This window comes from Paenibacillus sp. MER TA 81-3 (assembly GCF_023713585.1).
GTDB lineage: Bacteria > Bacillota > Bacilli > Paenibacillales > Paenibacillaceae > Paenibacillus_B > Paenibacillus_B profundus.
Window position 1 is genome coordinate 19,991 of record NZ_JAMAWB010000032.1, and the last position, 26,876, is coordinate 46,866.

Annotated in this window: 26 protein-coding genes and 1 other annotated feature; of the genes, 23 read left to right on the top strand and 3 right to left on the bottom strand. The window is 49.6% G+C overall.

Annotated elements, in window-relative coordinates; all coding sequences use genetic code 11:
• Positions 1 to 44 precede the first annotated feature (44 nt).
• The 6 genes from M3650_RS28985 (at position 45) to M3650_RS29010 (ending at position 5,326) form a co-directional block, all read left to right on the top strand.
• Positions 45 to 584 carry an NUDIX hydrolase gene (locus M3650_RS28985; RefSeq protein ID WP_251579729.1) on the top strand — a complete coding sequence of 180 codons (540 nt, stop codon included), beginning with the start codon at positions 45 to 47 and terminating at the stop codon, positions 582 to 584.
• A 138-nt stretch (positions 585 to 722) separates the two neighbouring features.
• A complete protein-coding gene (locus tag M3650_RS28990; protein ID WP_019424537.1) occupies positions 723 to 1,190 on the top strand; it encodes an NUDIX domain-containing protein in 468 nt (155 codons plus the stop codon).
• A gap of 296 nt (positions 1,191 to 1,486) precedes the next feature.
• Positions 1,487 to 1,756 (top strand): hypothetical protein, encoded by a 270-nt coding sequence (locus M3650_RS28995; protein WP_251579688.1) that lies wholly within the window; start codon positions 1,487 to 1,489, stop codon positions 1,754 to 1,756.
• Between the two features lie 9 nt (positions 1,757 to 1,765).
• Positions 1,766 to 2,833, top strand: a complete 1,068-nt coding sequence (locus M3650_RS29000; protein WP_251579689.1) for an undecaprenyldiphospho-muramoylpentapeptide beta-N-acetylglucosaminyltransferase — start codon at positions 1,766 to 1,768, stop codon at positions 2,831 to 2,833.
• 561 nt (positions 2,834 to 3,394) lie between these two features.
• The gene (locus M3650_RS29005) at positions 3,395 to 4,369 is read left to right on the top strand and encodes a GNAT family N-acetyltransferase (protein ID WP_251579690.1); all 975 of its coding nucleotides are present in this window, start codon (positions 3,395 to 3,397) and stop codon (positions 4,367 to 4,369) included.
• Positions 4,370 to 4,456: 87 nt separating this feature from the next.
• Complete coding sequence (locus tag M3650_RS29010) at positions 4,457 to 5,326, top strand: SDR family oxidoreductase (protein WP_251579691.1); 870 nt, start codon at positions 4,457 to 4,459, stop codon at positions 5,324 to 5,326.
• Positions 5,327 to 5,391: 65 nt separating this feature from the next.
• On the opposite strand, the gene M3650_RS29015 is transcribed toward M3650_RS29010, so the two are convergent.
• Both M3650_RS29015 and M3650_RS32130 read right to left on the bottom strand, forming a co-directional pair.
• Entirely contained in the window at positions 5,392 to 7,458 is a 2,067-nt protein-coding gene (locus M3650_RS29015) for a class I SAM-dependent methyltransferase (protein ID WP_251579692.1), read from the bottom strand.
• 286 nt (positions 7,459 to 7,744) lie between these two features.
• Positions 7,745 to 7,879 (bottom strand): hypothetical protein, encoded by a 135-nt coding sequence (locus tag M3650_RS32130; RefSeq protein WP_285848732.1) that lies wholly within the window; start codon positions 7,877 to 7,879, stop codon positions 7,745 to 7,747.
• Between the two features lie 471 nt (positions 7,880 to 8,350).
• Here M3650_RS32130 and M3650_RS32385 point away from each other — a divergent pair, with 471 nt between their 5' ends.
• The 8 genes from M3650_RS32385 to M3650_RS29050 all read left to right on the top strand — a co-directional run bounded on the left by M3650_RS32385 (position 8,351) and on the right by M3650_RS29050 (position 16,481).
• Positions 8,351 to 8,761, top strand: coding sequence for a Rossmann-fold NAD(P)-binding domain-containing protein (locus tag M3650_RS32385; RefSeq protein ID WP_311295161.1), 411 nt, complete (start codon positions 8,351 to 8,353; stop codon positions 8,759 to 8,761).
• Positions 8,745 to 8,939 carry a hypothetical protein gene (locus M3650_RS32390; protein ID WP_311295162.1) on the top strand — a complete coding sequence of 65 codons (195 nt, stop codon included), beginning with the start codon at positions 8,745 to 8,747 and terminating at the stop codon, positions 8,937 to 8,939. Before M3650_RS32385 ends, M3650_RS32390 begins: the two co-directional genes overlap by 17 nt.
• A 416-nt stretch (positions 8,940 to 9,355) precedes the next feature.
• On the top strand, positions 9,356 to 11,707 hold the full coding sequence (locus M3650_RS29025; RefSeq protein ID WP_251579693.1) for a helix-turn-helix domain-containing protein: 2,352 nt from the start codon (positions 9,356 to 9,358) through the stop codon (positions 11,705 to 11,707).
• Between the two features lie 128 nt (positions 11,708 to 11,835).
• Complete coding sequence (locus M3650_RS29030; protein ID WP_251579694.1) at positions 11,836 to 13,431, top strand: extracellular solute-binding protein; 1,596 nt, start codon at positions 11,836 to 11,838, stop codon at positions 13,429 to 13,431.
• 59 nt (positions 13,432 to 13,490) lie between these two features.
• The gene (locus M3650_RS29035) at positions 13,491 to 14,450 is read left to right on the top strand and encodes an ABC transporter permease (RefSeq protein WP_251579695.1); all 960 of its coding nucleotides are present in this window, start codon (positions 13,491 to 13,493) and stop codon (positions 14,448 to 14,450) included.
• A 103-nt stretch (positions 14,451 to 14,553) separates the two neighbouring features.
• Entirely contained in the window at positions 14,554 to 15,378 is an 825-nt protein-coding gene (locus M3650_RS29040; RefSeq protein WP_407672929.1) for a carbohydrate ABC transporter permease, read from the top strand.
• 255 nt (positions 15,379 to 15,633) lie between these two features.
• Positions 15,634 to 15,735, top strand: a complete 102-nt coding sequence (locus M3650_RS29045) for a hypothetical protein (RefSeq protein WP_019424551.1) — start codon at positions 15,634 to 15,636, stop codon at positions 15,733 to 15,735.
• 302 nt (positions 15,736 to 16,037) lie between these two features.
• Entirely contained in the window at positions 16,038 to 16,481 is a 444-nt protein-coding gene (locus tag M3650_RS29050) for a GNAT family N-acetyltransferase (RefSeq protein ID WP_251579698.1), read from the top strand.
• 162 nt (positions 16,482 to 16,643) lie between these two features.
• On the opposite strand, the gene M3650_RS29055 is transcribed toward M3650_RS29050, so the two are convergent.
• Positions 16,644 to 18,119, bottom strand: coding sequence for a serine hydrolase domain-containing protein (locus M3650_RS29055; RefSeq protein WP_251579699.1), 1,476 nt, complete (start codon positions 18,117 to 18,119; stop codon positions 16,644 to 16,646).
• Between the two features lie 389 nt (positions 18,120 to 18,508).
• Positions 18,509 to 18,756, top strand: a binding site (T-box leader).
• A gap of 25 nt (positions 18,757 to 18,781) precedes the next feature.
• On the opposite strand from M3650_RS29055, the gene brnQ reads away from it, so the two are divergent.
• From brnQ to M3650_RS29100, 9 genes are all read left to right on the top strand, one after another.
• Entirely contained in the window at positions 18,782 to 20,143 is a 1,362-nt protein-coding gene (gene brnQ / locus M3650_RS29060) for a branched-chain amino acid transport system II carrier protein (RefSeq protein ID WP_483311799.1), read from the top strand.
• Between the two features lie 95 nt (positions 20,144 to 20,238).
• Positions 20,239 to 21,132 (top strand): GNAT family N-acetyltransferase, encoded by an 894-nt coding sequence (locus M3650_RS29065; RefSeq protein WP_251579700.1) that lies wholly within the window; start codon positions 20,239 to 20,241, stop codon positions 21,130 to 21,132.
• 554 nt (positions 21,133 to 21,686) lie between these two features.
• Positions 21,687 to 21,989 (top strand): urease subunit gamma, encoded by a 303-nt coding sequence (locus M3650_RS29070; RefSeq protein ID WP_019424556.1) that lies wholly within the window; start codon positions 21,687 to 21,689, stop codon positions 21,987 to 21,989.
• A gap of 62 nt (positions 21,990 to 22,051) precedes the next feature.
• On the top strand, positions 22,052 to 22,435 hold the full coding sequence (locus M3650_RS29075; RefSeq protein WP_251579701.1) for an urease subunit beta: 384 nt from the start codon (positions 22,052 to 22,054) through the stop codon (positions 22,433 to 22,435).
• Positions 22,432 to 24,147, top strand: a complete 1,716-nt coding sequence (ureC, locus tag M3650_RS29080; RefSeq protein WP_251579702.1) for an urease subunit alpha — start codon at positions 22,432 to 22,434, stop codon at positions 24,145 to 24,147. Before M3650_RS29075 ends, ureC begins: the two co-directional genes overlap by 4 nt.
• 55 nt (positions 24,148 to 24,202) lie before the next feature.
• Positions 24,203 to 24,655 (top strand): urease accessory protein UreE, encoded by a 453-nt coding sequence (gene ureE, locus M3650_RS29085; protein WP_251579704.1) that lies wholly within the window; start codon positions 24,203 to 24,205, stop codon positions 24,653 to 24,655.
• Complete coding sequence (locus tag M3650_RS29090; RefSeq protein WP_251579706.1) at positions 24,636 to 25,334, top strand: urease accessory protein UreF; 699 nt, start codon at positions 24,636 to 24,638, stop codon at positions 25,332 to 25,334. The genes ureE and M3650_RS29090 overlap by 20 nt, the downstream gene beginning before the upstream one ends.
• Positions 25,335 to 25,388: 54 nt before the next feature.
• The gene (gene ureG / locus M3650_RS29095; protein WP_019424561.1) at positions 25,389 to 26,000 is read left to right on the top strand and encodes an urease accessory protein UreG; all 612 of its coding nucleotides are present in this window, start codon (positions 25,389 to 25,391) and stop codon (positions 25,998 to 26,000) included.
• 1 nt (position 26,001) lies between these two features.
• Positions 26,002 to 26,826, top strand: a complete 825-nt coding sequence (locus M3650_RS29100; RefSeq protein ID WP_251579707.1) for an urease accessory protein UreD — start codon at positions 26,002 to 26,004, stop codon at positions 26,824 to 26,826.
• Positions 26,827 to 26,876: the final 50 nt, after the last annotated feature.

Here is a 26,876-nt window from a genome sequence, read left to right on the forward strand (position 1 = left end):
GATGCTCTAAAAAATACCATATTTTGGGTAGATAGGTGAACATCATGCTAACATATACGATATGCTTTATTAAAAGAAAGAACGACATCCTGCTCTTGAACCGCGAAGCCCCAGCATGGATGGGGGCATGGAACGGTGTCGGCGGAAAATTGGAACCAGACGAAACAGCGAGAGAATCAATTCTTCGTGAAGTGAAGGAGGAGACAGGCATTCAGTTGGGCGAAGAACTCCGCTTCAAGGGCATCGTGACCTGGACCGTGGAGCAGACCAGAGCAGGCGGAATGTACTTATACTTTGCAGAGGTTGATGACCATTTTGAATACGCAACTCCATTGAAGACGGAAGAAGGCATACTAGACTGGAAGGATATAGACTGGATTATACATCGGGATAACGTCGGCGTCGCTACGAATATCGTTCATTTTTTACCATTGCTCTTGAAAGATGATCATTGCTACGAGCATTTTTGCGACTTCCGCAACGGACGGATTGTGCACGCCGAAAGTGAACGGATTTCGAATGAAGTGGAGCAGCGGGACGAATTATTGCGAGATCTGAGATTCAATCGAGTGACTGTCCAATAATAAAAGAAGTAGGCGGGGAACATGGTCCTACCCAAAAATATTGCGGCGCATGGTGTGGCATGAACTTTGGCATGCAAAACAGTTAGAGAGAATATGGGAACATAGGGCTATTATTACATAGAAAAAAGGGTGGAAGCATTGAAAAAAAGCAAAATCATCGTAACTGCAGGGGCCATCATTCGTGATCATCGAGGCAGGATTCTGATGCAAAAGCGCTCGGATTATGGGAATTGGGGTCTTCCTGGAGGCGGGATGGAGCCAGGAGAAGCGATTGAAGAGACGATGATTCGGGAAATTTACGAGGAAACAGGCCTCTTCGTGGAGCAACACGAGCTGTACTCGATATACAGCGGGGAACGCATGCAATATACATATCCGGACGGCAATGAAGTCGTGTTCGTCATGTTCCTGTTCAACGCCCAGGTGGATCTAAACGGGAAGCTTGCTGATGACGGGAAAACGTTGATGTACCAAGACAATAGCAATGAGTCATTATCGTTGCAATTTCAAGCGTTGGAACAAATTGAAATTAAGGATATAAGTACCGTACAAAGACCGGTCTTCGAGGATTTATTGTTCAAAAAATCAAAGTTGCTGCGAAAATAGGGCTCAGGATCTGTTGGGCGTGATCGCCCAATGCCCGGTATATGTCAGTCATGTTCAACACCTCATATAACCTTAAGGTTATATGTAGAATAACCGCCTTGTTTTCCAATGTCAACCATATTTTTTGACACAGATCTTCTTGTATTTGAGATGATTAAGAGAACATGCAGAAGAAGCTTTACAGAAAGAGAAGAAGAGCAGATTCGTCATATGGGGTAATCCTGCCTTTGCCGGTAAGCTGCTGCCTACAGCTGGAGAAACGATGAAATCAACAAAAAAAGAATGAGGTTATCATGATGCTTGATACGCTGCATGAACCGACGGATCAGTGCGATATGGTAAAGCTGGGTGTCCGGTGTGACGACAGTGTATCGGCAGAGGTCAAGATGCATTTGCTGCAACTGTACGATAAGGACACGCCAAGGACGAAGATCGTCGAGAGCAATGGCACCGACTTGTTGGAGAGCATCCAGCCTCAGCATTATCCTAAAGAAATACGGATGAACAAGGTATATCAACAGCACATCCATTATTACATAGACGGACAACAAGTTACAGGTTGGTGATAAGCAACTATGAAAAAGACCATTGTGTTGACCGGAGGAGGTTCTGCTGGCCATGTCACTGTCAATGCTGCGCTCATACCAAAGCTGTTGGACGGCAACTGGGACATTCATTACTTCGGTTCGATTGACGGGATAGAGAAGCAGATCATCTCAAAGTTCGAACCGGTGCAATATCACGGTATCTCGACCGGCAAGCTGAGACGCTATGCGGACTGGAACAATGTCAAAGATCCCTTTAAGGTGGTAAAGGGCTCCTTCGAAGCGTACGCAAAAATGAAGCAGCTTAAGCCTAATGTCATCTTCTCGAAGGGAGGATTCGTCTCCGTTCCGGTCGTGGTTGCGGGCCGGATGCGCAAGGTGCCTGTCATCATCCACGAATCGGATATCACTCCCGGCTTGGCGAATCGTATCGCCATACCGTTCTCGACCAAAGTCTGCACAACGTTCCCAGAGACATGTGAGCATGTTACGACCAAAAAGGCGGAATATGTAGGCGCCATCGTCCGAGACGAGTTGTTGGCGGGCAATGCAGGCACAGGCCGTGCGATTTGTCGCTTTGCTAAGGGGAAGCCGGTGCTGTTCATTATGGGCGGCAGCTTAGGCGCGAAGAGTGTCAATCAGGCTGTCAGAGACAACCTGCCCGCATTGCTGAAGAAATTCCACGTCGTGCATATTTCCGGCAAGGGACAATTGGACGATTCGATTAATGATGCAGGCTATAAGCAATTCGAATTCGTGAATGAAGAGCTGCCGCATCTTATGGCCATGGCTGACGTGGTCATATCCCGTGCCGGTTCCAATTCTATCTTCGAGTTCTTGTCTTTGCGTAAGCCGATGCTGTTGGTGCCGCTGCCGAAAGGCTCGAGCCGGGGCGATCAAATATTGAATGCGAGGTCTTTTGCTGATCGGGGATTTTGCGAGGTGCTGAATGATGCCGAAGTGCGGACGGAAGCTTTTGTACATAAAATCAACGATCTGCACGAGAAGCGGAACGATTATGTGAACAATATGCTATCTTCTGATGCGATCGGCTCGACTGACAGGCTCGTTCAGATGATAGAGCGTTATAAACGCTAAGGGCAGTCTAAATTGGATTCTTCTTTTACTGTACTTGGAGGTGTAACTGATTCTAGGGAATAATTGTTGAAATCATAAAAAACGCACGAAGAAGCTTCTTTACAGGAAACAGCAGATTGGAGGCAGTCTGGATTACCTGAGCACTTTGTAGTTATCGAGAATGTTGGGACTGGTGTATACTCTCTGGACACATCGAAGATGGAGGTTGGGAGTGCCCAGTAGTCTATTGGGAACAAGGTGATAGCACTGGTTCTCAAGAATTCGGAAATTTTCTTTCATTTCTTGCTGAAAGATATAGCTTGTTTTTAGTTATACAAGTTGAACTGCATTGTTTTCCGAGGTGAAAGCAAGCTCCGTTGGAAAACGTACAGTGAAATGTTCGGATTGTGTGGCTTAACAGCATGCAGACTGCATTTTGTCCAGTGGATCTGGCTATTTTTCAGCACCTACTGCCGAACGAGTGCCGTTCCGCTGTACAAAATCCAACAGATCTTACCGCAATAGCGATATGTATGTTATTCCGCTGTATAAAATCCAATGCAAGACGATACAAAGGGTTTTATGGTTGAACCGATTTGTCACCGATTCTGTGGAAGCGTTCGGAATGAATCTGCAATCTATTATACTGACGGGGAGAAGCTTAAAATGAGCCAGTACACCTTCATTCATAATTATAAACACATTACGGAATATAGACGGAGCTTCAACCGTTTGGCGCATTCCGTGTTCGGCATTGATTTTGAAGCATGGTATGCGAGAGGCTGCTGGGATGATCGCTATGTCTGTTACTCCTTCCATGACGGACGCGACGTCATTGCCAATGTTTCCGTAACCCATATGGATTATATGTTGGAGGGCATGCCGTACAAGGCGCTCCAGATCGGTACGGTCATGACCCATCCCGATGCCCGTAATCTCGGGTTGTCAAGGCAGCTGTTGGAGAAAATATTGTCCGACCATGAGCAGGAGTATGATTTCATCTATTTATTCGCGAATCCAGATGTGCTTCAATTTTATCCCAAGTTCGGATTCGTCCCAGTGCGGGAAACATCTTATTACGTGCGTTATTTGCATGGTAAGACAGGCCAGAACGCGGCACGTAAGCTGAATATCGACGAGGCTGCCGAGTGGGAGTTAATCGTGCAGAAGGCAGCGGCTCGCATCCCTGTGTCCCGCCGCTGCGGAGCTGTTCACGCAGAGTCAATATTGCTGTGGTACTGCATGAATATTTTTAGTGACCACATTTATTATATAGACGACTGCGATGCCGTCGTCATCGCGGAACACAGAGAACAAGAGCTCCATGTGTATGATGTCATTGCCGAGCGGAAGCTCTCATTGGATGAGTGGCTTCATCATTTGGCCGATCTTTTCGCCGCTGAGGGGGAATACAGGGTCATCTTCCACTTTACTCCGGACTTTGATGACATCCGTCCGGTATCATACGAATGGGATCAACCGGATACACTGTTCGTGAAGACGGACCATGTATCTCTTCCGGCTGGAATCCGCTTCCCAATGACGGCTCAAGCATAGATTTCTGGCCACGACCAATATGACAGTAGTTGTCATATATCTTCTGATAATCTAAAACAGTAGTCAAATGAGATGAGGAGGGCAAGGATGATGCCATTGCGCAATCAAGTTGCCGTTGTCGCTGGAGCGACCCGTGGGGCAGGACGGGGAATCGCTGCCATGCTGGGAGAAGCGGGTGCGACGGTCTATTGCACGGGCCGCAGTGTACGCGGACAACTCTCCAGCATGGGGAGGAGCGAAACGATTGATGATACGGCCGAAATGGTGACGGCGAACGGGGGAAAGGGGATTCCTGTACGCGTGGATCATACGGTGGAGGAGGAAGTAAAGGCGCTTTTTGAACGGATAAAAGAAGAACAGAACGGGCAGCTCGATATATTGGTGAACGATGTGTGGGGAGGAGATCCTCTGACGGAATGGGGCAAAGGCTTCTGGGAGCACTCACTTGCGAACGGCTTGCTTATGCAGCAGCGGGCGGTTCACTCGCACGTGATGACGAGCTATTACGGAGCGCCGCTTATGGTTGCACGACGGCAAGGGCTTATCATTGAGATTACAGACGGCACGGATTATCGGTACCGAGGCAACATGTACTACAGCCTTGCCAAGGTATCGGCGATCCATCTGGCTGCGGCGATGGCAGAAGACCTGCGTCCACACGGGGTTGCGGCAGTCGCTGTTACCCCCGGATTTCTGCGCTCAGAAGCGATGCTCGAACATTTCGGGGTTAGCGAGGATAATTGGAGAGAGGCAGGGAAGCAAGAGCCGCACTTCTTGATGTCGGAGACGCCAAACTATATCGGGAGAGCTGTAGCGGCGTTGGCGGCCGACCCGGATCGGATGGACAAGTCGGGGCAGTCGTTCAGCACGTGGGGCTTATCGGATGAATACGGGTTCACCGATGCCGACGGCGGCCGTCCGCATTGGGGCAAATACGCTGCCGAGCAAGGATTTTAACGTACGATACGAATCAAGGCCGGTCTTTAATTGACCGGCCTTCTATTTTGGCTTTGCGATTGCCGTTATTGCTTCTCGATGACGATCAGACAGGTGCTGTCGGGAAATGGCACCGGCTCTCTACGTTCGTTCATGAAGGACGTTTTCGGCGCAAGCGCCTCTGTGTAGCCGTCCTGCAAGTAATGATCGCACTTGATGATGACAGCGCGAGCGCCCAATGTCTTCACGATGAAATTCTCATATTGCGACGGCGTGAAATAACCGAATTGCTCTTGGACTTCGTGGACATACGCTTCAGGTCCCCAAGTGTAAGTATACAGGAACTCCATGGCGTCATTTACCGGCATCAACACTTCGTGCGGCGACAAACGCTCATATCGAATCTTTCTTCCGGCGAAATCTTTGGCATACCGCTCCAGCCACGACATGCCGTCTTCCTTGCGGAACGCGATGATCCGCTTCTGATCCGCAGGCTCGCTCATAATCCCGTCGCGGATAATGATGCGGCCTCCCGGCGGAAGGACATCGAATGCGCTCCGGAGGGCGGCCGCAACGGTGTCATGGTTGAAGCTTCTTCCTTCATATTCGATATAGGAGTACAGCTCATGCAGGATGGACGAGAAGATGATCGTATCGATGCTCCCCGGCTCGACATATTGCTTAAGATTAAGCGCATCGCCCTTCATGACGCGCCAGCTCCGGTTCTCACGCTGCTTCCTGCGCTCAAGCGTCTCGATGACATTTTGTGAAATATCGATTCCAATCGCCTGTGTGCCGGGCAGGCGGTCCTCAATCAAGTCGAGCATGATCCCTCCGCCAGGGCCGATATCGATGACGCCGACTCCTGTCACATAATCGAGAATAACTTGCTTATAATCCGCAGACCGGTTCATATCGGACAAATAATCCTCTTCATTATGGAACCGATCGTATGCGTCGCGCCGCAATTCGAACAAGTCGAACAGCATCAGAATCGCTTTCTCATAGAGCGGCGTCTTCTCGGCTTCGATGCAGAAATCGATCAACTTTTCCGCGGCGGCAGAGAATTCGAAGTTTACATACATACTGTCCCGTGCTTCATCAAGATGATCAATATGGAAGGTCAGATGCGGACTATCCGGCTTGCGATGGTTCCTGATATCTTCATAAGTGAGTTCCCGCAATGCCTTTTCGATCATCCGTTTTTTGTAAACATTTATTTTCTTCCGGCCTTTGAAATCATAATACATGCTGTTCATCAACCGCTCGAAGCTGATATGGCGCACATGCTCCGTCTGCGGATCAGCTAAGGTCATGAGGAAGATTTTGATGAATTCTTCGAACGAAAACTCATGTAAGGCCGCTTCGACGAACCATAAGGTTTTGTCATTCAATGCACGGAGCGCGGTCATAATATGCGGTTGGATTTCCAGCTTCGCCAGCTCGGCCTTCACGTTTTCGCCGCTGCGGACAGACAGCTCCCGCAAATGACGGAACCGTTCCTGCAAGGAGAAGGCGTTATCGAATTGGCCTGTCACGATCTGATCGACAACGTCCTCGACCCTGCTCTTCAGCGAATTCCACAATTCGGGCGAGACCGCGGCAATGACGCAGCGATTCAGCGGCAGAAGCAGCTCCCGCAGCTCCCGGGACGATACGATACTCTGCTTCACCAATTGAAATAAGGGAGCGTTTTCGATTAAAGGCACTTCTCCGCGCAAATATTGTCCGATAAGTCCATGCGTATAAATAAGAGTGTGCGTAAGCTGGCTGCGTTCATGGCTGTTGTCAGCGACGTGCTGCTTATAGATCTGAGCGGAGCCGACGTTATGGGCGAACAGCGACACGCCCTGTTCCTGCCAGACGATCCGCTGGCGCACGGTCCCGCCCTTGGCGGCCTCTGACCATTTCAGCACCGTTTCCACTGTTTCCTTAATCCAGAAGGACAACGGCATGCGTGCCAACTCTTGCAGTGTCCGTTCTACATAGTCAAGCACCGGGTTGGAATTCGCGAGCTGCCGCAGCGATTGAATCCGTTCGAGATTGACAATCCGCTCCTCGGCCGTCACGATGTATTCCAACCAGCGGTTCTCCTCCAGCAGTGCGGTTTCGCCTTGTCTGTAGGATTGAATAGCCTTTAATGATTGCAGCAAGAGCCTCACCTTTTTTCTATAGAATCGACAATAACATATTCAATATTTTGAAGCACCCACACCCCAAGGCGCAAGCTAACTAACATGAGGGGGATTCTTAGCGATATAAGTTGACTTAATATCGGGATGATGCTTATCCGATTGGATTTTGTGCAGCTAAAACAGCATATAATCCTCTTAATGCGATGCTTCATTGGAATTATCCCATGCGCTCCAATGCTTTCTCGCTTATTGCTCAGCAATCGCTGGCTAATTGCCAAATCCATTGGATGAAACACAGTCTAAATTAGTTGAACGCGTTCCAATCATTCTCCCCTTGGGTCAGGTCAGTACCAACGATTCCCACCTGTCTCAGGCGCAAGACGTATGATCGAACGGTGATGCTGCCGCATTGTCTGAGGAGCAAGATTACTGTAGACATGTATATCAAAGTTAACTTTATCCTATGGATACCCCTTCTGAACGAGAGGGAGAATGGAGAGAAGTCTTGGCAACGTATCGTTATAGGCTGGACATGCTGGCTGTTATGACTTTGGAAAACAATACATCGATGCGGTTTCAGCTAGCGTATATAGCAGATGAACATTATGATGGAATACCTTATAATACTACAACATGAAGAGATGCCGGACAATTAATGTGGCAGAAGACACGCTCTGTCCGAAGGCGATTCATCCAGTATCATGCTGCATATATGGAGTCGTCAATACATGGGCGGGGGAAGCTTGAACTTGCTAGCTGTGCCGAAGGTTCCGGTGCTTTATAATGTGGAAAGAACGAATCAATCAAAAGAACTAAGGAGGCAAATTTTCATGAACAAAGTGTTAGTTTTGGGGGGAACTGCTTTTTCGGAAAAAAGCTGGTAGAGGCGTTGCTGCGGCAAGGCGCAGACGTGACGATAGCAACAAGAGGGAAGACTGCGGATTCGTTCGGGAATGCGGTGAAGCGGATTACGGTGGACCGCACCGATTCCGCGGCGTTCGAGTCCGCTATCGGATCAGCCGAATGGGATGTTGTGTACGACAATATATGCTTCACGCAGCAAGAAGCGGAGGAAGCTTGCGCCATCTTCGCTGGCAGGGTACAACGATACATATTGACGTCCAGCTTATCAGTCTACGAGTTCGGTCCAGAGCGAAGAAGTGAATCGGATTTCAACCCATATATGTACCCAATCCAGGTGGAGGAACAATCTGAGGCACAGCTACAAGGAAGGAAAGCGCTGCGTGGAAGCGGTGCTATTGCAGAAAGCCTCGTTTCCGGTCTGTACGGTCCGTTTTCCGATCGTGCTTGGAGCGGATGATTACACGAAGCGTCTTCATTTTACGTCCGAGTTGGACGATGGGCATAAGTCTCCATTCGGCACGGCGGACAGCTGGTTCATGGACACGACGAAAGCGCAGCAGCGAGGATTTGCATTCCGTAACGTGACGGATTGGTTCGTGCCGCTTGTTCGCGATATTGCGGCTGGACGGGCATAACGGACGATAATCAGGATGTCGAAGCTCTCTAACGGTTGCAAATGAACCATCCTATGTTTTGTTTCAACAGCTATGGAAACCGATCTCTCGGCCATTACGCCAAGCTCAGGCAGCAGCATCGATGCTGCTGTCTGTTTTGATCAATGGTGAAGCTATGTCATCATGAAGGGACTCGTATGCAAATAGATTTGCATCAGGATTGCGCTGCCCCGTAGACGACCGTAATGTCCTCAAAATATCTCCTGTTGATTCCCGAATGCGCGTACGCGCACGCCTTTGCTTTTCGCCGTTTCCAACAGCCCGATCGTCGGCTTATAAGGATTGACTCCTCCGTCATTGTAATAATAGATGGACTATAATAAGTCAATATTTACAAGTCCGTATTCAAGAACCAAGAGAACAGAGGGGGAAAAGGAATGAATGTTCGTTGGCTTGCGCGAATCTGGAAGAGAAGAATGACGAGAAGAAGCGTGTTTATTACGATTTTACTATCGTACCTTGTCATTTTGCTGCTGCCTGTGACGGTTGGAGGCATCTTCTACCAGCGCATCGAACAGATCATGATCAACAATGCGATTCGCACGAACGTAGGGCTGTTGAAGCAGCTGAATCAGATTACGGATTCTCGATTGAAGGAAGTGGATCAGCTCACCGCACAGGTGGCGCTCAACCCGAAGGTGAAGTGGCTCTTGAACAATGCGGGCAGCGAAAGTCTGCAGAAGCAAATGAAAGTGATTGAAGCGTTGAGAGAGTTGAAGAAGTATAAAAATATAAGCAGCTTCATCAGTGATTTTTTCATTTACTTTCAAACAAATGACATGATTCTCACTCCAGACATGAAGACGGATTCATCCTTGTTCTTTCAACAAATCACTATGTTTCCAGGAAGAGATTACAGCTGGGTTCGGGAACGCCTGCTCGCTGGATTTCATCATAAGACCTATTTGCCATCCGAACCGGTCAAGCAAGGGAACGTGCAATCCAATACGATCACCTTCGTGCAGTCCCTTCCTTATGAATATGTATCGGACATCCAAGGACAACTGATAGTTCTTATTGAAGAACAGCAGATGAAGAATATGTTGACCCAGATCGAAGGCGTGAACAATGGCTCCCTAGTCATCTTCAATGAGAAGCAAGAAGTGCTTATGTCTACGCTGCGTGACAATAGTGCTGCAGCAATCTGGAAGCATCTTCATTTTGCAAACGGTTACAATGAAATCGACATCAACGGTGAACGAATGATACTGTCGGACGTGAACGGGAGCAACGGTTGGAAATATGTATCGGTCATTCCGAAAAAGGTCGTATTGAAGGACGTGCTCGTTATTAAAAAATGGGCGCTGTTCGTCCTCGTCGGATGTCTAGCTGCAGGGCTTGGCGCATCCTATGTGATGGCATTCCGGTATTATCAGCCAATTAGAGATGTCGTGCAGATGTTGAGTCACCGTAAATCCTCGGAGGAGGAGACGTACCGCGATGAATTTGATTTGATTAAGAAATCAGTCATCCGCTCTATGGATGAGGAGGACAAGCTGCGGCAAACGTTGGCCGAACAGTCGCCGGTGCTGCAGGCCAATTTCCTGTCCCGCCTCATTCGCGGACACGTCGATCTGTCCCATGGCATGAAGGAGACGCTTAGCTTCATGGACATTCGGCTGCCTCACGATTATTACGGTGTCATTCTCATCCATATTGTGGACTGCTCCCGGTTCATCCAAGGCGACACGGAGCGTGAATGGGGATTGGTGCGGTTCGTGCTTACGAATCTCGGGCATGAACTGCTGCAGGAGCAAGGCTATATTGCGGAAATGGAGCGTGATCGGCTGGCGGTGCTGCTCAATGTGGCCGAGTCTTCGGAATCCGTCTGCTCGATCCGGGATGAACTGTTGTGCCGGCTGAAAGAGGCGGTGCAGGAGCGGTTCAAGCTGTCGCTGGCCTTTGGCGTTAGCCCCATTTACCGCGGAATGGATCAGATCGGGACCGCGTATGGCGAAGCAATGATGGCGCTCGATTATTGGATTATTCATGGTACCGAATCGATCATGTACTACGAGAACATTCACTCGGTGAAGTCGCCGTTCTACCATTATCCGATTGAGACAGAGATTCAATTAATGAATGTGGTCAAGAGCGGGGAAGCGGATGTTGCGGAAAAGCTGCTGCAGCAAATATTCGTCATGAATTGGCAGCAAGATCATGTCACGCCGGACCGGGTGCGATGCTTGGCCATTGATTTGTTAACGACATTAATGAAAATATTGAACGGCATTCAGGTGGATGACCTTGAAGTGTTCGGCGAGTCGGTCGATCCCGCTCGATTGGCAGCGCGGCCGATAGCAGTGGAGGACATGCAGGAGCAGATTATGCAGCATTTTCGCACGCTGTGCCATTACATCCGGAGGGAACGCAGCGATCATCATGACCGTTTGTACCGGGGGATGGCGGAATACATCGGCAAGCATTTTCATGATCCCAATCTGAGTCTGAATACGATGGCAGCCGAGTTCGAGATGACATCGCAATATATTTCAGCCTTCTTCAAAAAGTATAGCGGGCGCAACATAACGGAATACATTGCGGAGCTGCGGATGCAGGAGTCCAAAAAAATGCTCGCGGACGGAACTCTGACGATATCCGAAATCGCGCAAAGAGTAGGGTATGCCAGTGATGTAGGCTTCTTGCGCTTCTTCAAGAAGAACGAGGGAATCACACCGGGAAAATATCGTGAAATGCTGGAGCAGCAAGCGGATCGGAAGAATGGTTAACCGATCTTAAAAACGGTAAGTGAGCATGCATACATTCGGTTAACTTGGATTGAAAACGTTTACTTACTGTCTCGCGAGGAGCTCGCTATAGTTGGAATCATACCAATTCCGATGGGAGGTCATTAGATATGAAACGTCACTCGTGGCGACAAGCAAGTCTGATCATGGTATCTCTCGTCATGATCGCAACCATGTTCTCGGCCTGCAGTGAGAAGAAGGCGCCAGAAGCGGCTACTTCCACTGATATTCCGGCAGAGGAAGTGAAATTCCCCGCTTCCTTGACGTATTGGGCTTCGATGGGAAATGCGGGGACTGTCATGAAGAGCTTCAGCGAGATGGGAGCCTACAAAGAACTGGAGAAGCGGACAGGAACGAAAGTCGAATTCCAGCATCCGCCTTCTGGTCAAGAAGCCGATCAGTTCAATCTGATGCTAGCTTCCGGCAAGCTGCCTGACGTCATTGAGTATTCGTGGGGCGGGGTAGCCAAGGGGCCGGATCAAGCGATTAAAGAGAAGCGGATTCTCCGCTTGAATGAGCTGATTGAGAAGTATGCTCCGAATTTGAGCAAAGTGTTGGCGGATCGACCTGATTTGAAGAAGCTCGTCACGACGGACGAAGGCAATATCTATGTATTTCCGTTCTTGCGTCCGGAACAGGAGCTGTTGACATTCATGGGGCCGACAATTCGTCAAGATTGGCTCGATAAGCTGGGGCTTCAAGTGCCGACGACAATTGAGGAATGGGAGAAAATGCTCATCGCTTTCCGCGACGGAGATCCGAATGGGAACGGCAAGAAAGATGAGATTCCGTTCCTTCTGCGTGATATCAATGTAGCCTTTGTCGGCGCGTATGGCATTACAGACGGCTTCTACAGAGAAGGCGAGGTCATCAAGTACGGCCCGATTCAACCGCAATACAAGGATTATGTAACCATGTTAAACCGTTGGTATAAGGAGGGCTTGCTGGACAAAGATTATGCCACGACCGATGGCAAGCTGCAGGATGCGAAAATGACGGGCAACCTGCTTGGTTCCCTCGTAACATACAACGGTTCGGGTGTCGGACGCTACATGAACCTGATGAAGGAGAAGGATCCGAGCTTCAAGCTGGTCGGCGCGCCTTATCCGACTGCTATTCCGGGTCAAAAAGCGCTTGGTCAGGCAGACTCGCCCTTTGCTGGTGTCGGGGCAGCTGTCTCCGCTTCGGCCAGCAATCCAGAGGAAATCGTAAAGTGGATGGACTATAAATATGGCGAGGAAGGGCATATCTTGTTCAACTTCGGCGTCGAGGGCGAAAGCTACAAGATGGAGAACGGCTATCCGAAATATACGGACGAAATTATGAACAACCCGGACGGACTGCCGGTCGCGCAAGCGATGGCCAAATATATGCCCGTGAACTGGTCCGGTCCGTTCGTGCAGGACAAACGTTACATCGAGCAATATATTGAGCTTCCAGAGCAGAAGGAAGCGATGAAGAACTGGCTGGATGCCGACCGCAGCAAGCTGCTGCCGTCGCTGACACCGACCTCGGAAGAAAGCTCCTCCTATGCTTCGATTATGGCAGATATCAATACGTACAAGGCGGAAATGTTCGACAAGTTCATCATGGGCGCAGAACCGATCGACAACTTCGATAAATTCGTCGAGACGATTAAGTCGATGGGGATTGAGGATGCGATTAAAGTGCAACAGGCTGCTTTGGATCGATTCAATAAGCGATAAGGAGCACACATTCGTGCCGGGTATTCCGGCACGAATCTTCTTCATAAGGAGGGAACGACATGCCGGTACCAGAGAAAGCGACGGCGCATACCGGATCCCAAGCACAACCGGGCTTTATTCGGCGCGTGATCCGAGACGCCAAGATGAACAAGTATATTTATTTGATGCTGCTGCCCGTTGTCGTGTACTATGCAGTCTTTCATTACGGACCGATGTACGGGATTCAAATCGCATTCAAAGATTACTCCCCGGCCTTGGGATTTCTTGAAAGCCCGTGGGTAGGCATAAAATATTTCGAAGAATTTTTCAACAGCCACTTCTTTTGGAGAATCGTCCGCAACACGCTGTTGCTCAGTTTTTATGAGCTTGTATTCTCGTTTCCCGCACCGATTATATTGGCGTTGCTCTTGAATGAAATCCGCCATCACATGTTCAAGCGCGCCGTACAGACGATTACCTATATTCCACATTTTATCTCTATTGTCGTCATCGTTGGGATGATGGTTGATTTTCTGGCACGAGACGGGCTTATCAACAACATCTTAGGATGGTTCGGCGTCGAAGCTGTCGCCTACTTGCGTGAGCCGGAATGGTTTCGGAGCATCTATATTACGTCTGGCATCTGGCAGGGGGTAGGCTGGGGCACGATCATTTATTTGGCTGCGATATCGAACATCGATCCTTCGCTGTATGAAGCGGCCAAAGTGGACGGCGCGTCGAAGTGGCACCAGGTGCTCCATATTACGATTCCGGGCATTATGCCGACGGTTATCATTTTGCTTATTCTGCAGATGGGCAGCCTCATGTCCGTCAGCACAGACAAAATCTTGCTGATGTACAATTCATCGACGTATGAAACCGCTGATGTCATTGGCACATATGTATACCGCAAAGGTCTGTTGGAGTCGAATTATAGCTACAGTACGGCCATCGGACTATTCAACTCCATCATCAATTTCGCGCTTCTCATTTTGGCGAACACGGTGAGCCGTCGCGCAAGCGATACGAAGTTGTGGTAGTGGGGGAGCTGCAGTTGAAGAACAAATGCGACAGAGGAGGGACCGGCTGGTGAATAAATTGTCGATTGGCGAACGAATTTTTGAATTTTTCAATATCCTGTTCATGATATGTCTTTGTCTGGTCACGTTATATCCATTCGTGTACGTGCTGTTCGCTTCGCTCAGCGATCCGTCATGGCTCGTTCAGCAGCGCGGACTCATCTGGTTCCCGCACGGATTGACATGGGATGCCTATCGGCTCGTCTTCGAGAATCCGATGATTACGAGCGGGTATTTGAATACCTTGTTCATCGTCGTAGTCGGCACCTTCGTGAACGTGTTCATGACGGCGCTCGGCGCGTATGGGTTATCGCGGCAAAATGTAATGTGGAAAAACCCGATTATGTTCTTCATCGTGTTCACGATGTTCTTCTCGGGCGGGTTGATTCCAAGCTATTTGCTCGTGACCGGTCTAGGCATGCTGGACAGCCTATGGGCGCTCATTGTTCCGGGTGCGGTGAGTGCGTTCAACTTGATTATAATGCGCACGGCATTCCAAGGCATTCCGATAAGTCTGGAGGAATCGGCCAAGCTGGACGGCGCGAACGACTTCACCGTGCTTGTCCGCATTATTCTGCCGTTGTCTCTGCCCGTTATTGCGGTCATGATTCTATTCTACGGTGTTGGGCATTGGAATTCCTGGTTCGGAGCGCTCATATACTTGCGAGACCGTGAATTGTATCCGCTGCAGCTCGTGCTGCGCGAAATTCTGATTACGAACAGTACGGACAGCATGCTCACCGGAGCTGGTGCGGCGGATAAGATGCCTATAGGAGAGACGATTAAATACGCGACCATTATCGTCGCCACCGTCCCGATTCTGCTGCTGTATCCTTTCCTGCAGAAGTATTTCGTGAAAGGGGTCATGATCGGGGCCATCAAGGAGTAAATGGAATGGGGCTATCCCTTGGGTTCTCTGTTGGGAGAGCCCCATTGCTAATGGTGTATGTGGAAACGAATGCTTGTAGCACCATGACAAGGAATCTCAAAGTGCGGGAAGATGTGATGTGTCATAGCTGCGCTAAAGAACGCAAAAGGATTGCTAAATCCGCCTAATTTCACCCCTATAGGCTTTTAACAGGGCCAAGGCGGGGATACATTCAATATAATGGAGACGTATCATGATAATAGGGAGGGCTTCTTAATGGGTGATATTGCAGGCGGGTTTGGTTCCCACTTTACGTCTACTGGTGTTATCTTGGTTCTTTTCATCCTGTTAGTAATTGTGTCTCGCGGATTCATTTAAACATTAGAAGTCCCCATAAAAAGAGCTTTATGTGACTCCACCTAGCCGATTTACAGGCCTCGTTGACAATCCTGATGGTTATTCAGGATTTTTTTGTTGCTTGCAATTAGAAGGGAAATAAAACCCGGTGAGGAAGAACTCACACGGCTCTAAGACCTGTTCAATTCCCTCTGTATCTGCTCCCATCTGTACTGGTCCATCTAATGGAAATTGTTCTTTATTGTATCTTTATTAGATGTCAATTATTTTACTATAATATTGTATAGCTATATTGAAAGGCATTCAATTCGGGAGGGCTGCTTATGTCCGTGATCGTAAGACCTGTTGAACCAAGTGATAAACAAGAAATAACATCCTTGATGTATGAGTATATCGTTGATTTTTATCAAAGACCAAAACCGGCAATAGAAAAAGTACATAGCTTAATTGACACACTGCTTGGAAAAAATAGAGGAATTCAGTTCGCAGCTCAGAAGGAAGGTAAGCTTGTTGGGTTTGCAACCCTTTATTTCACATTCAGTACGATTCAAGCAGATCAAATAACCGTAATGAATGACCTATATGTAATTGAGGAAGCCAGAGGAACCGGGGCAGCCCAAGAGCTGTTTGAAGCCTGTGCAACATTTTCGAAAGACAACGGATATGCTCATATGTCATGGATTACGGCCGCTAATAATTATCGTGCCCAACGGTTCTATGACAAAATGGGAGGCTCACGTGGTGATTGGATCAGTTATTCGATCTAAATGTGGCCTCGGTTCAAACTGTTTGAAAGTAACAAACCAAGGCATAGTGGCGGCGGGCAAGAATCAATTGGCGGGGAGAGTGCCGTCTAAACATACAGGGGCTGTCCCTTGGGTCTTATTAGACCTATTGGGACAGCCCCTGTATGCTTCATGCTGCCAACGTTATGACATTTTGGCTGCGAACATAAGGTTTCCGTACGCATCGCGATGCTCGATAGTTATCGATCCCTGACCGTTTCTCGTGCATATAACCCGCTCATCGATATACTGGGCGGCGAACGTTGCTCCATGTTCAGTTGCCGAGATCGGTACGATTTCATATTTGTACCATGCGCCATGTCGCTTGGCCATCTGCAAGTACAGCTTCTGTTCTTCTTGGGTAATGATGATGATCGAGCCTGGGTGAATGCCGAACTCATGGAATCGGTTGACATGAGCCCCCACCGCAATTTCAACCGTGCTGAATCGCGACAAGCTTGTGAAGGCTTCCTGCCAATCGATGTCTGCAGCATGAGAGCCGTCCGGTTCCGTTCGTTCGTAGATACCGATATACCGCTCCATCTCCTCAGTGGCAAGTGCAATCGCCGTCACGGTCTCCGGCACGTCAATCTCTTCACCAAGCACGATTCTTGCCAAGTCGCCGCTTATCCGCTCCACCGGCGTAATGTTCATGTTGCTTAACACGATAATAACGAGATCATCATCGACAAACCGGTTGAAGTCGGCACAGAAGCCGTTCATCGTGCCATGATGAGCGACGCGCTTCCGTTTCACTCCGTCTATCGTTTCTTCATTGACGACCCAGCCGTATCCGCCGAATATGGGCGAGTATGGTCCAAATATGTGGTGCAGTGATTCTCGGCCGAGAAGTGACTCCGTATAAAGCGCGCGATCCCATTTATATAAATCCGCTATCGTTGAATACATACCGCCTCCGCCGAGAGAGATGGACATGTCGACGTATTCAGCCGGAATGATCTTGTTGCACACCGAGTAACCGGAGGCGAAATGCTTCAACACCGTTCGGCTGTCCTCGACGCCCGAGTCATTCATATTCAGGGGTATGCAGATTCGTTCGACAATATAATCCGCGTAGGACAGCCCTGATACTCTCTCAATGATGGCGCTTAACAATATGAAAGAGGAACTGGTGTAGCTCGTCCGTTCTCCCGGCTGGAATTGCAGCGGTTCATGTTGAAAAGACGCTATCGTCTGCTCTATCGGGGAATAGAGACGCATGGTGCGTTCCCAATAACCCGGCAGTCCGGCATAATCGGGAATGCCGGACGTGTGCGTCAACAGGTGATGAAGCGTGATCTCGTGCCCGCGCGGATAATCGGGAAAATATTCGCTGATGGCATCGTGGACCGAGAGCAGTCCCTGCTCTTGCAGCTGCATAATGGCCAACGCCGTGAAGCCTTTCGTAATGGAACCGATGCGGAATTTGGTTTGCGGCGTGTTGGGGACCTCGTGCTCCCAATTGGCCATTCCGTATCCTTCGGATAATAAGATGTTCCCTCGGAGAGCGACAAGCGCAGCTCCATTGAAGTGACCATTCCGGGAAAGAGCTTTCATGTACTGATGCAAATAAACGGTCGTCTCGTGCATGGATGCGTTGGTTTGTTCTTTATTTTTCATAAGTGCAGTCCTCCTGTTTCTATCTGACGAAGGAGCGCAGCAGGGCATTAGTAACGAATTGGCACGGAGATAAAATACAAAAGCAGAACGACTCATCGTCTTGTCCGCAGCAGTTGAGTTCAATTGCATACACCCTGCGCTCCTGTAAAGGTCAAAATGGACAGACTTATCCCTTGGAGTGTACACACCAAAAAATAAATCGGTATCCATCATTAAAATGACAATTTACAGCATTGCTGGCATACGTGAATCTCCTTCCAAATATCTCCGTATATGCATCATATAATAGAATCGAAGGAATGGAAAGCGCGGCAGGGATTAGCAATGTGTATTATTGTCATTGACAGTTGCCTCGATGCATGTGAAAATAGTATACAAACTTTACGATATGAACTTCGGCGACGAGAAGAGTAAGTGATGGGCTGATCCACAGAGAGTTGGCGTCTTGCTGCAAGCCAATGTCCAGCGCATGACCGAATGTCCTCTCCGAGAAGCAAGGCTGAACTCACCAGTAAGCTTTGACGGATCCTCCGTTACCAGGAACGCGTGCATAGTCACGTCATGAGCAGCAACAAACAGATCCATACGCAATATTGTTGAATTTGGGTGGTAACGCGGGTACAGACCCGTCCCTTTCTAGGGACGGGTCTTTTTGATCTCACATGTATCAGGGGGAGAGCAGATTGAATCAATCATTAACAAAGAAACATATCTTTTTCACGGGATTAATGCTATTTTCATTGTTCTTCGGGGCGGGGAACCTTATCTTTCCGCCTATCTTGGGACAACAGGCGGGTGACAGCTTCGTTCCCGCCATCATCGGCTTTATCTTAACAGGAGTAGGATTGCCGCTGCTCGCCGTTGTCGCGGTCGCGTTGTCCGGAAGCGATATGCAGCATTTGGCCGGGCGGGTGAGCCCGCGATTCGGCATCTTCTTTGCCATCATCGTCTATGTGTCGCTTGGGCCCGCGATGGGGATACCGCGCGTCGCCAACGTGGCGTATGAAATGGGCTTCAGCTCGTTCCTGCCATCACACCATGCATCCAATCCATGGATTCTGTTCGTGTACACGCTCGTCTTTTTCGGCGCCGTGTTCTGGATGAGTCTCAATCCTTCAAAGCTGGTCGAACGTATCGGAAGCTGGCTTACGCCCATGCTGCTGTTGTCGATCGCGCTCTTGTTCATCGGCGGGGTGCTGTATCCGATCGGAGAAGGAGGACCGGCTATCAATGAGTATGTAGAATCGCCAGGCTTCAAAGGGTTCATGGAAGGTTATCTGACCATGGATACGATAGCGGCGCTTGCCTTCGGCATCATCGTGCTGAATTCGATCCGTGCCCAGGGAGCAGTAGAGAAGCGGGCCGTCGCGAAAGCGACCATTCAAGCTGGTCTCATTGCTGGTATCGGACTGTCGCTTGTATATGCGGCGCTTGGATACTTAGGCATGACAAGCGTGTCGCTCGGTTATGCAAAGAATGGAGGCCAACTGTTGACCGATGTCGTGCTGAACTTGTTCGGCCCTTCCGGCTTGATGCTGTTGGCTGTCATCGTCACACTAGCCTGTCTGACGACATGTATCGGACTTGTATCCGCCTGCAGCCAGTATTTCGCAACCTTGCTGGCACGGATGACCTACAATCGGATTGCGCTGATAACATGCTTACTGGGATTATTGGTAGCCAATCTGGGCTTGAACAGAATTATCTCGATTTCCAAACCGATTTTACTTGTCATTTATCCGGTCGCCATTGTGTTGATCCTGCTGTCTTTCGTTCATAAATGGTTCGGCGGACGTCCCCAAGTCTACGCAGGAGCGCTGATCGGTACCGTTCTTATTAGCTTGTTCGACGGCTTGAAAGAAGCGAAAGTTCCGATCGAGTTCGCCCTTTCGGTGTTGAAACACATTCCTCTATATGGGCAGGGCATCGGGTGGGTCATTCCGGCGGTGTTCGGCGGTGGTCTCGGTTATTTAATGGGTAAAACCCCAGAGCGAGTGGACAAGCAAAAGTCTACTAAAAATTGACAACGATTCTGTGGCCGTGATACGCTGTTGGCAGCATATCGGGGCCATAACGGAATGTGTGCCACATGTCGATGGTTCAGGGGAGGAATCGGAAGATGAAGCAAGTCATTGTAACGATGAAAAGGCTGAACGAATGCACATTTGATCAGGGATTGCAGCTGTGGAATGAAGGGTTTACAGGTTATTTTTCGGATATGACCCGCAATCTGGAACAGCATCTAGCTCACATGAGCGTGAACGGCATTCAACCGCACCTATCGGTCGTCGCTTATGCAGACGATCAGCCGATTGGATTCGTGCTAATTGCTGTTCGTACCGTGCGCGGCAAGAAATTGGCCTGGAACGGGGGAACAGGCGTAGCTCCTTCCTGCCGAGGTCAGGGCATTGCCAAAGCAATGATGGAAGAAGCGATCCGTCTTATCCGAGAAGAGGGTGTGCATACCGCTTATTTAGAGGTTGTCGCGCAAAATGACAACGCCATCCGCGCCTATCGGCATGTCGGATTTCAAATCACCGATCGGCTAATTGGCATGCGGCATAATGGGGGCTTGGATGCCAATGCTTTCAAGCTTGATCCATCGGATTCGATCAGCCTGCATTGGGGGAAACCCGTTGAAGCGGCTGACCTGTCTTTTTATAAGGAGGCAGCGGCATGGTCGTCTCAATGGCACAATATCCGCGAAGGACATAGTCTTATCGTCCATGATTCTGACGGAAGTGCTGTGGCATATGCGCTCTATAAACAGGTGACAGACGATTACGGAAAGCTGAAGTCGTTGGTCCTGTATCAGTGCGAGGTCGCCGCTGGCCGAGCAGATAAGGATGCGCTGTATCGGGCGATGCTGTCAGAAGTATACGGGCCGAATTACGCGGAATGTGACCGGATGGTGTACAATGTATCGTTTGAACCGGAATTGGTCAGCTTGCTGCTGGAAGCAGGATTTACGACGATATTTGAGCAAAATTTGATGGTGTTGGAGCAGGAATGAGTTCGATAAGGGACTCTGCTTCGAATGCTGAGGCCAGCCAGAGTAATCTGGCTGGCTTTTTTTATCAGCTGTTCACATATTCATAAAAATCGCCAAAAATGCATGAAAAACTACAATTGGAAATGAAAGCGCATGAAATGTTTTGATTTTAGCTGCAATCGAGTCGGATTTAGAAAAATATGTGCAAATAGAGTACTTTATATTATGTCGTCAATTTAATATGATGAAGATAATGTATGGAGCATCTTGGAAAAAATCCTCGTAAGATGCTTGAATGAGTACTCCCCCTCATATTAACTCATTCTTAATTACATTGAATGGCGCTTACTATACAGTGAGCACCGAGTTCAAATACGGTTGCAACCCGCTCCCTCATTGCAGCCGCTCCTTATCTAATGAAATGTAGAAATGAAAGAACGATAGAAGATGGTAGATGGTAGGCTCGTTAACACTAACAGCTAACGGGTATGCTGTGCTGTGTGAAAGTGTGAAAAGAAACGTAAAGTGTGCTGTAAAAGCAGTTGCTTATGACAGATCGTACGGGAGGAAATCAGGTGAGATTGACACCTCGAGAGCAAGAAAAGCTGATGGTCGTAGTCGCGGCTGATCTCGCGCGAAGACGCAAAGACCGTGGTCTGAAGCTGAACTATCCAGAAGCGGTTGCGCTGATAACGTATGAAATTATGGAAGGGGCCCGTGACGGCAAGACAGTTGCTCAGTTGATGAGCGAAGGTGCCACAATTCTGTCGCGATCAGATGTGATGGATGGCATTGCCGAAATGATCCCCGATATTCAAGTGGAAGTGACGTTCCCCGATGGGACGAAGCTGGTAACGGTTCACGATCCGATTCGATGACTAACGCATCATTACGTATGGACCGAACAAGTAATACACATCCAATCCAAGGGGGAAGCAGAGTGATTCCAGGGGAATATATTTTGCGTGACGATGAAATCGTTTGCAACGATGGTCGCAAGACGTTTGCCATCGAAGTGCTAAATGTCGGCGATCGCCCGATACAGGTTGGATCGCATTTTCATTTCTACGAGGTGAACCGCGCGCTGCATTTTAACAGGGAAGCCGTATTCGGGATGCATTTGAACATTCCGTCTGGCGCGGCCGTACGCTTTGAACCAGGAGATGCCAAGGAAGTGGTGCTGGTTCCGTTTGCCGGAGAACGCAAAGTTTACGGACTGAACAACTTGACGGAAGGATCTTTGGACGAGAGAGTGCTCGTTGCCACTAATTATACAGAATCATCAACTGCATCCGAAGCTGTGGAAACGGGGGCGGAACAATGAGTTTTCGAATGTCGAGACGACAATATGCGGACATGTTCGGACCGACGACAGGCGATGCGGTTCGTCTGGCGGATACCGAGCTGTTCATTGAGATAGAACGCGACTACACTCGATACGGAGATGAGTCGAAGTTCGGCGGGGGCAAGTCGATACGCGACGGCATGGGACAGCATCCGCTGATTACGCGTGAAGAGGGAGCGCTTGATCTGGTCATTACCAATGCGATCGTGGTCGATTATACGGGCATCTATAAGGCGGATATCGGAATACGCGAGGGCAAGATTGCGGGGATCGGCAAGAGCGGAAATCCGCTTGTCATGGATGGCGTTGAGTTAATTATCGGGGCCAGCACCGAAATTATTTCCGCCGAAGGGCTTATCGTAACCGCAGGAGGCATTGACACGCACGTGCACTTCATTAATCCGCATCAGGTGAAGCATGCACTGGCTTCCGGGCTCACGACGCTTATCGGCGGTGGAACAGGTCCCGCGGAAGGATCGAAAGCAACGACGTGCACCTCCGGCGAATGGCATATGCATCGAATGCTGGAAGCTGCGGAGGGCTTGCCGATTAATGTCGGATTTCTCGGCAAAGGCAGCGGCGCGCGCGAAGAGCCGATGGCGGAACAAATCCGGGCCGGAGCGATCGGCTTGAAGGTGCACGAGGATTGGGGAGCAACGGCCTCAGCGATCGATCATTCCCTGCGGGTTGCGGACAAGTATGACGTTCAGGTGGCGCTTCATTCCGACACGCTGAATGAAGGCGGATTCGTCGAAGATACGATTGCTGCCATTAAAGGCAGAATCATTCACACGTATCATACGGAAGGCGCAGGCGGAGGGCATGCGCCCGATATGATTAAAATGGCGGGGCTGGCCAATGTGCTGCCATCCTCGACCAATCCGACGAGACCGTTCACGATCAACACAGTGGATGAGCACCTCGATATGCTAATGGTCTGTCATCATCTGGATCCAAGCGTGCCGGAAGATGTCGCCTTCGCGGACTCGCGTATCCGCAGCGAGACGATAGCGGCGGAAGATATATTGCATGACTTGGGTGTGTTCAGCATGGTAAGCTCGGATTCCCAAGCGATGGGCCGTGTGGGGGAAGTGGTCACGAGAACATGGCAGACCGCAGATAAGATGAAGAAGCAGCGCGGTAAGCTGCATGAGGATTGCGGTTCGGTCGGAGACAATTTCCGGATCAAACGGTATATAGCAAAATATACGATTAACCCGGCGCTGACTCACGGAATCGCGGATTATGTAGGTTCGGTTGAAGTCGGGAAAATCGCCGATTTGGTCATCTGGCATCCAGCCTTCTTCGGCGTGAAGCCTGAAATGGTGCTGAAGAATGGATTCATCGTTCAAAGCTTGATGGGCGATCCGAATGCGTCCATTCCGACGCCGCAGCCGTACATTTATCGGCCGATGTATGCCGCAGTGGGGAAAGCATTAGCCCGCAGCTCCATTACGTTCGTATCACAGGCCGCACTGGATGCGGATGTGCCTGCGAAGCTTGGCCTTGACAAGATCGTGCTGCCGGTTCGGGGTATCCGCCGAGTGACGAAGCAAGATATGGCTCTGAACGGGGAAACGCCGGACATCCATGTGGATCCCCAGACGTATGAAGTGAGGGTGAACGGGGAGCTGCTTACATGTGAGCCTGTTGATGTCGTGCCAATGGCACAGCGTTATTTCTTGTTCTAATCAGGGTGGCCTGACTTGTGCTTGTCAATAGCTTTCATTAGAGGAGAGTGTGAATATGATTATAGAGCAAATTGTTGGCCGGCTGGAGCAGCTGGATCCAGAAAAACGCGTAAGCCGTCACATGGAAAAAGTGTACATGCCAAGCGAGGATATGCTGAAAAAAATTCAGCGAGTGACGACCGATCACGGCACAGAAATCGGAATTCGTCTGACCCAGAAAGCCGATCTCGCCGACGGTGATATTTTGCATATGGATGAGAACAACATGATCGTCATTGAAGTGCTGCCTGACGATGTGCTCATCATCAGCCCGAGAACGATTCAGGAGATGGGTGAAATTGCTCACAAGCTGGGGAACCGTCATTTGCCCGCACAATTCGAAGGCTCCCAGATGATCGTTCAATATGATTATCTTGTGGAAGAGCAGTTGACTCAAGACGGGATTCCGTTCGCGCGTGAGAAGAAGAAAGTGAAGCAAGCGTTCCGCCATGTGGGACACAAGCACTGATTCGCTGCTGTCGCTTCTGCAGTGGTGTGATTCGAACTTTCCTTCGGGGGCCTTCAATCATTCCTTCGGCTTGGAAACGTATATGCAGGAGGGCAAGGTAGTCGATAAAGCAACCTTTGCGGATTGGCTGGCCATGTATGTCAATGAACAGTTCATCTATTCCGATGGATTGGCCTGCCGACTTGCATTTGAAGCACTGACAGACAGTCGTCTAGATGATGTATGGGAATTGGACCGGTTAATGACAGTCCAGAATCTTCCCCGTGAATCAAGAGAAGGCGCACGCAGAATCGGGGAAAGAATGATTAAACTCGGAACAGAGCTTTACGATTGTCCGCACCTGCAACATTACCGGGAACGTGTGGAAGCAAAGCGTGCGTTCGGCCATCCGGCTATCGCGTTTGCAATCATTGCCCGCCATGTTGGCGTCTCGAAACGGACAGCTGTACTGGCACATCTGTATTCCTCCGTCTCCAGCATGGTTCAGAACGGCGTGCGGGCCATTCCGCTCGGACAGACGGAAGGTCAGAAGCTGCTATACGAGTTGCAGCCTGTGTTCCAGGAAGCGGCAGAGAGGTTGGAAGAGCTGACTGGCGATGACATTGGCATCGTATCCCCTGGTCTGGAGTGGTCTCAGATGAAGCATGAACGGATCCATATCCGACTTTTCATGTCGTAATACAACGGTATTACATAACGCCCAGCAAAGACTGATAGGGAAAGAAGGAGTACAATGAAACCGGTAAAAATAGGGGTAGGCGGTCCAGTCGGGGCCGGAAAAACAATGCTTGTCGAAAAAATGACACGGCGCATGCATGAACAGTACAGCATGGCGGTCGTCACCAACGACATTTACACGAAGGAAGATGCGAAAATTTTAATTCAGACCGGTGTGCTGCCTGCCGACCGGATCATCGGTGTGGAAACAGGCGGCTGTCCGCATACGGCCATTCGTGAGGATGCGTCCATGAATTTCGCAGCGATCGACGAATTGATCGCACGCCATCCTGACGTTGAAATTATATTTGTGGAGAGCGGGGGCGATAACCTCGCGGCTACGTTCAGTCCTGAGTTGGTTGATTTTTCGATTTATATTATCGACGTCGCTCAAGGCGAGAAGATTCCGCGCAAGGGCGGTCAGGGGATGATCAAATCCGACTTGTTCATTATTAATAAGACTGATTTAGCTCCTTACGTCGGTGCCGATTTGAAGGTGATGGAAGCGGATACGCTCGCCTTCCGCGGCAACAAGCCGTTCTTCTTCACGAATCTGAAAGACGAGTCGGGCTTGGATGAGGTCGTCGATTGGTTTCAGAAAAATGCGATGTTAACAGGATTAGAATAAGATGCAGCGGTGGACGGGAATGCTGCGGCTGACGGCTGAGAACAGACAGGGGAGAACGACTGCCGCACACGTATATCATCAAGGCGCTTACAAAATAGCCCGTCCCATGTACCCGGATGATACCGGTCAGGTCTATTATTATGTCATGAATCCGGGCGGGGGGTATGTCGATGGAGACCGGTATTTGATGGAGCTGGAGCTGGGTGAGCACGCGCAGGCGCTCATCACGACGCAGTCGTCGACGAAAATTTACAGGACGCCCCATCAGCCAGTGCTGCAGCTGAGCGAGGTTGCTTTGAAGCATGGAAGCTACCTTGAGTGGCTGCCAGACCCGATTATCGCTTATCGGAATGCCCGTTACGAACAGCGTACGGTCATCCGTATGGAGAGAAGCGCATCACTTATATGTGCGGAGATTATAACTCCGGGCTGGTCGCCGGACGGAGCGCAATTCGCCTACGATGAATTGGCGCTCAAAACGGAAATTTATATGGATGAGCAGCAAATTTTGTTCGACAATGTGAAGCTTCGTCCACATGGAAAGCAGATGCTGAGCATGGGGCGTATGGATGGTCATACCCATCTCGGTTCGATGTTCGTTATCGGTGAACAGGCAACACCAGAGTTCATCGAGCAGATGTGTTATGAGATCGGACTGGACACGCTGCCTGGCCGAATCGGCTTGTCCCAGCTTATTGTTCCGGGATTTGCGATTCGGATGCTAGGGAATTCGACGCAGCAAATGGAAAAGGTGTTCGGAATTATCATCAATTATGTGCGTCAGCAATGGTTCGGCAAAGAACGATTGGCGTTGCGAAAATATTGAGCGCGTCTGCAACGTGCGCGTACGGGTAGATATCAAAATGAGACATCAGC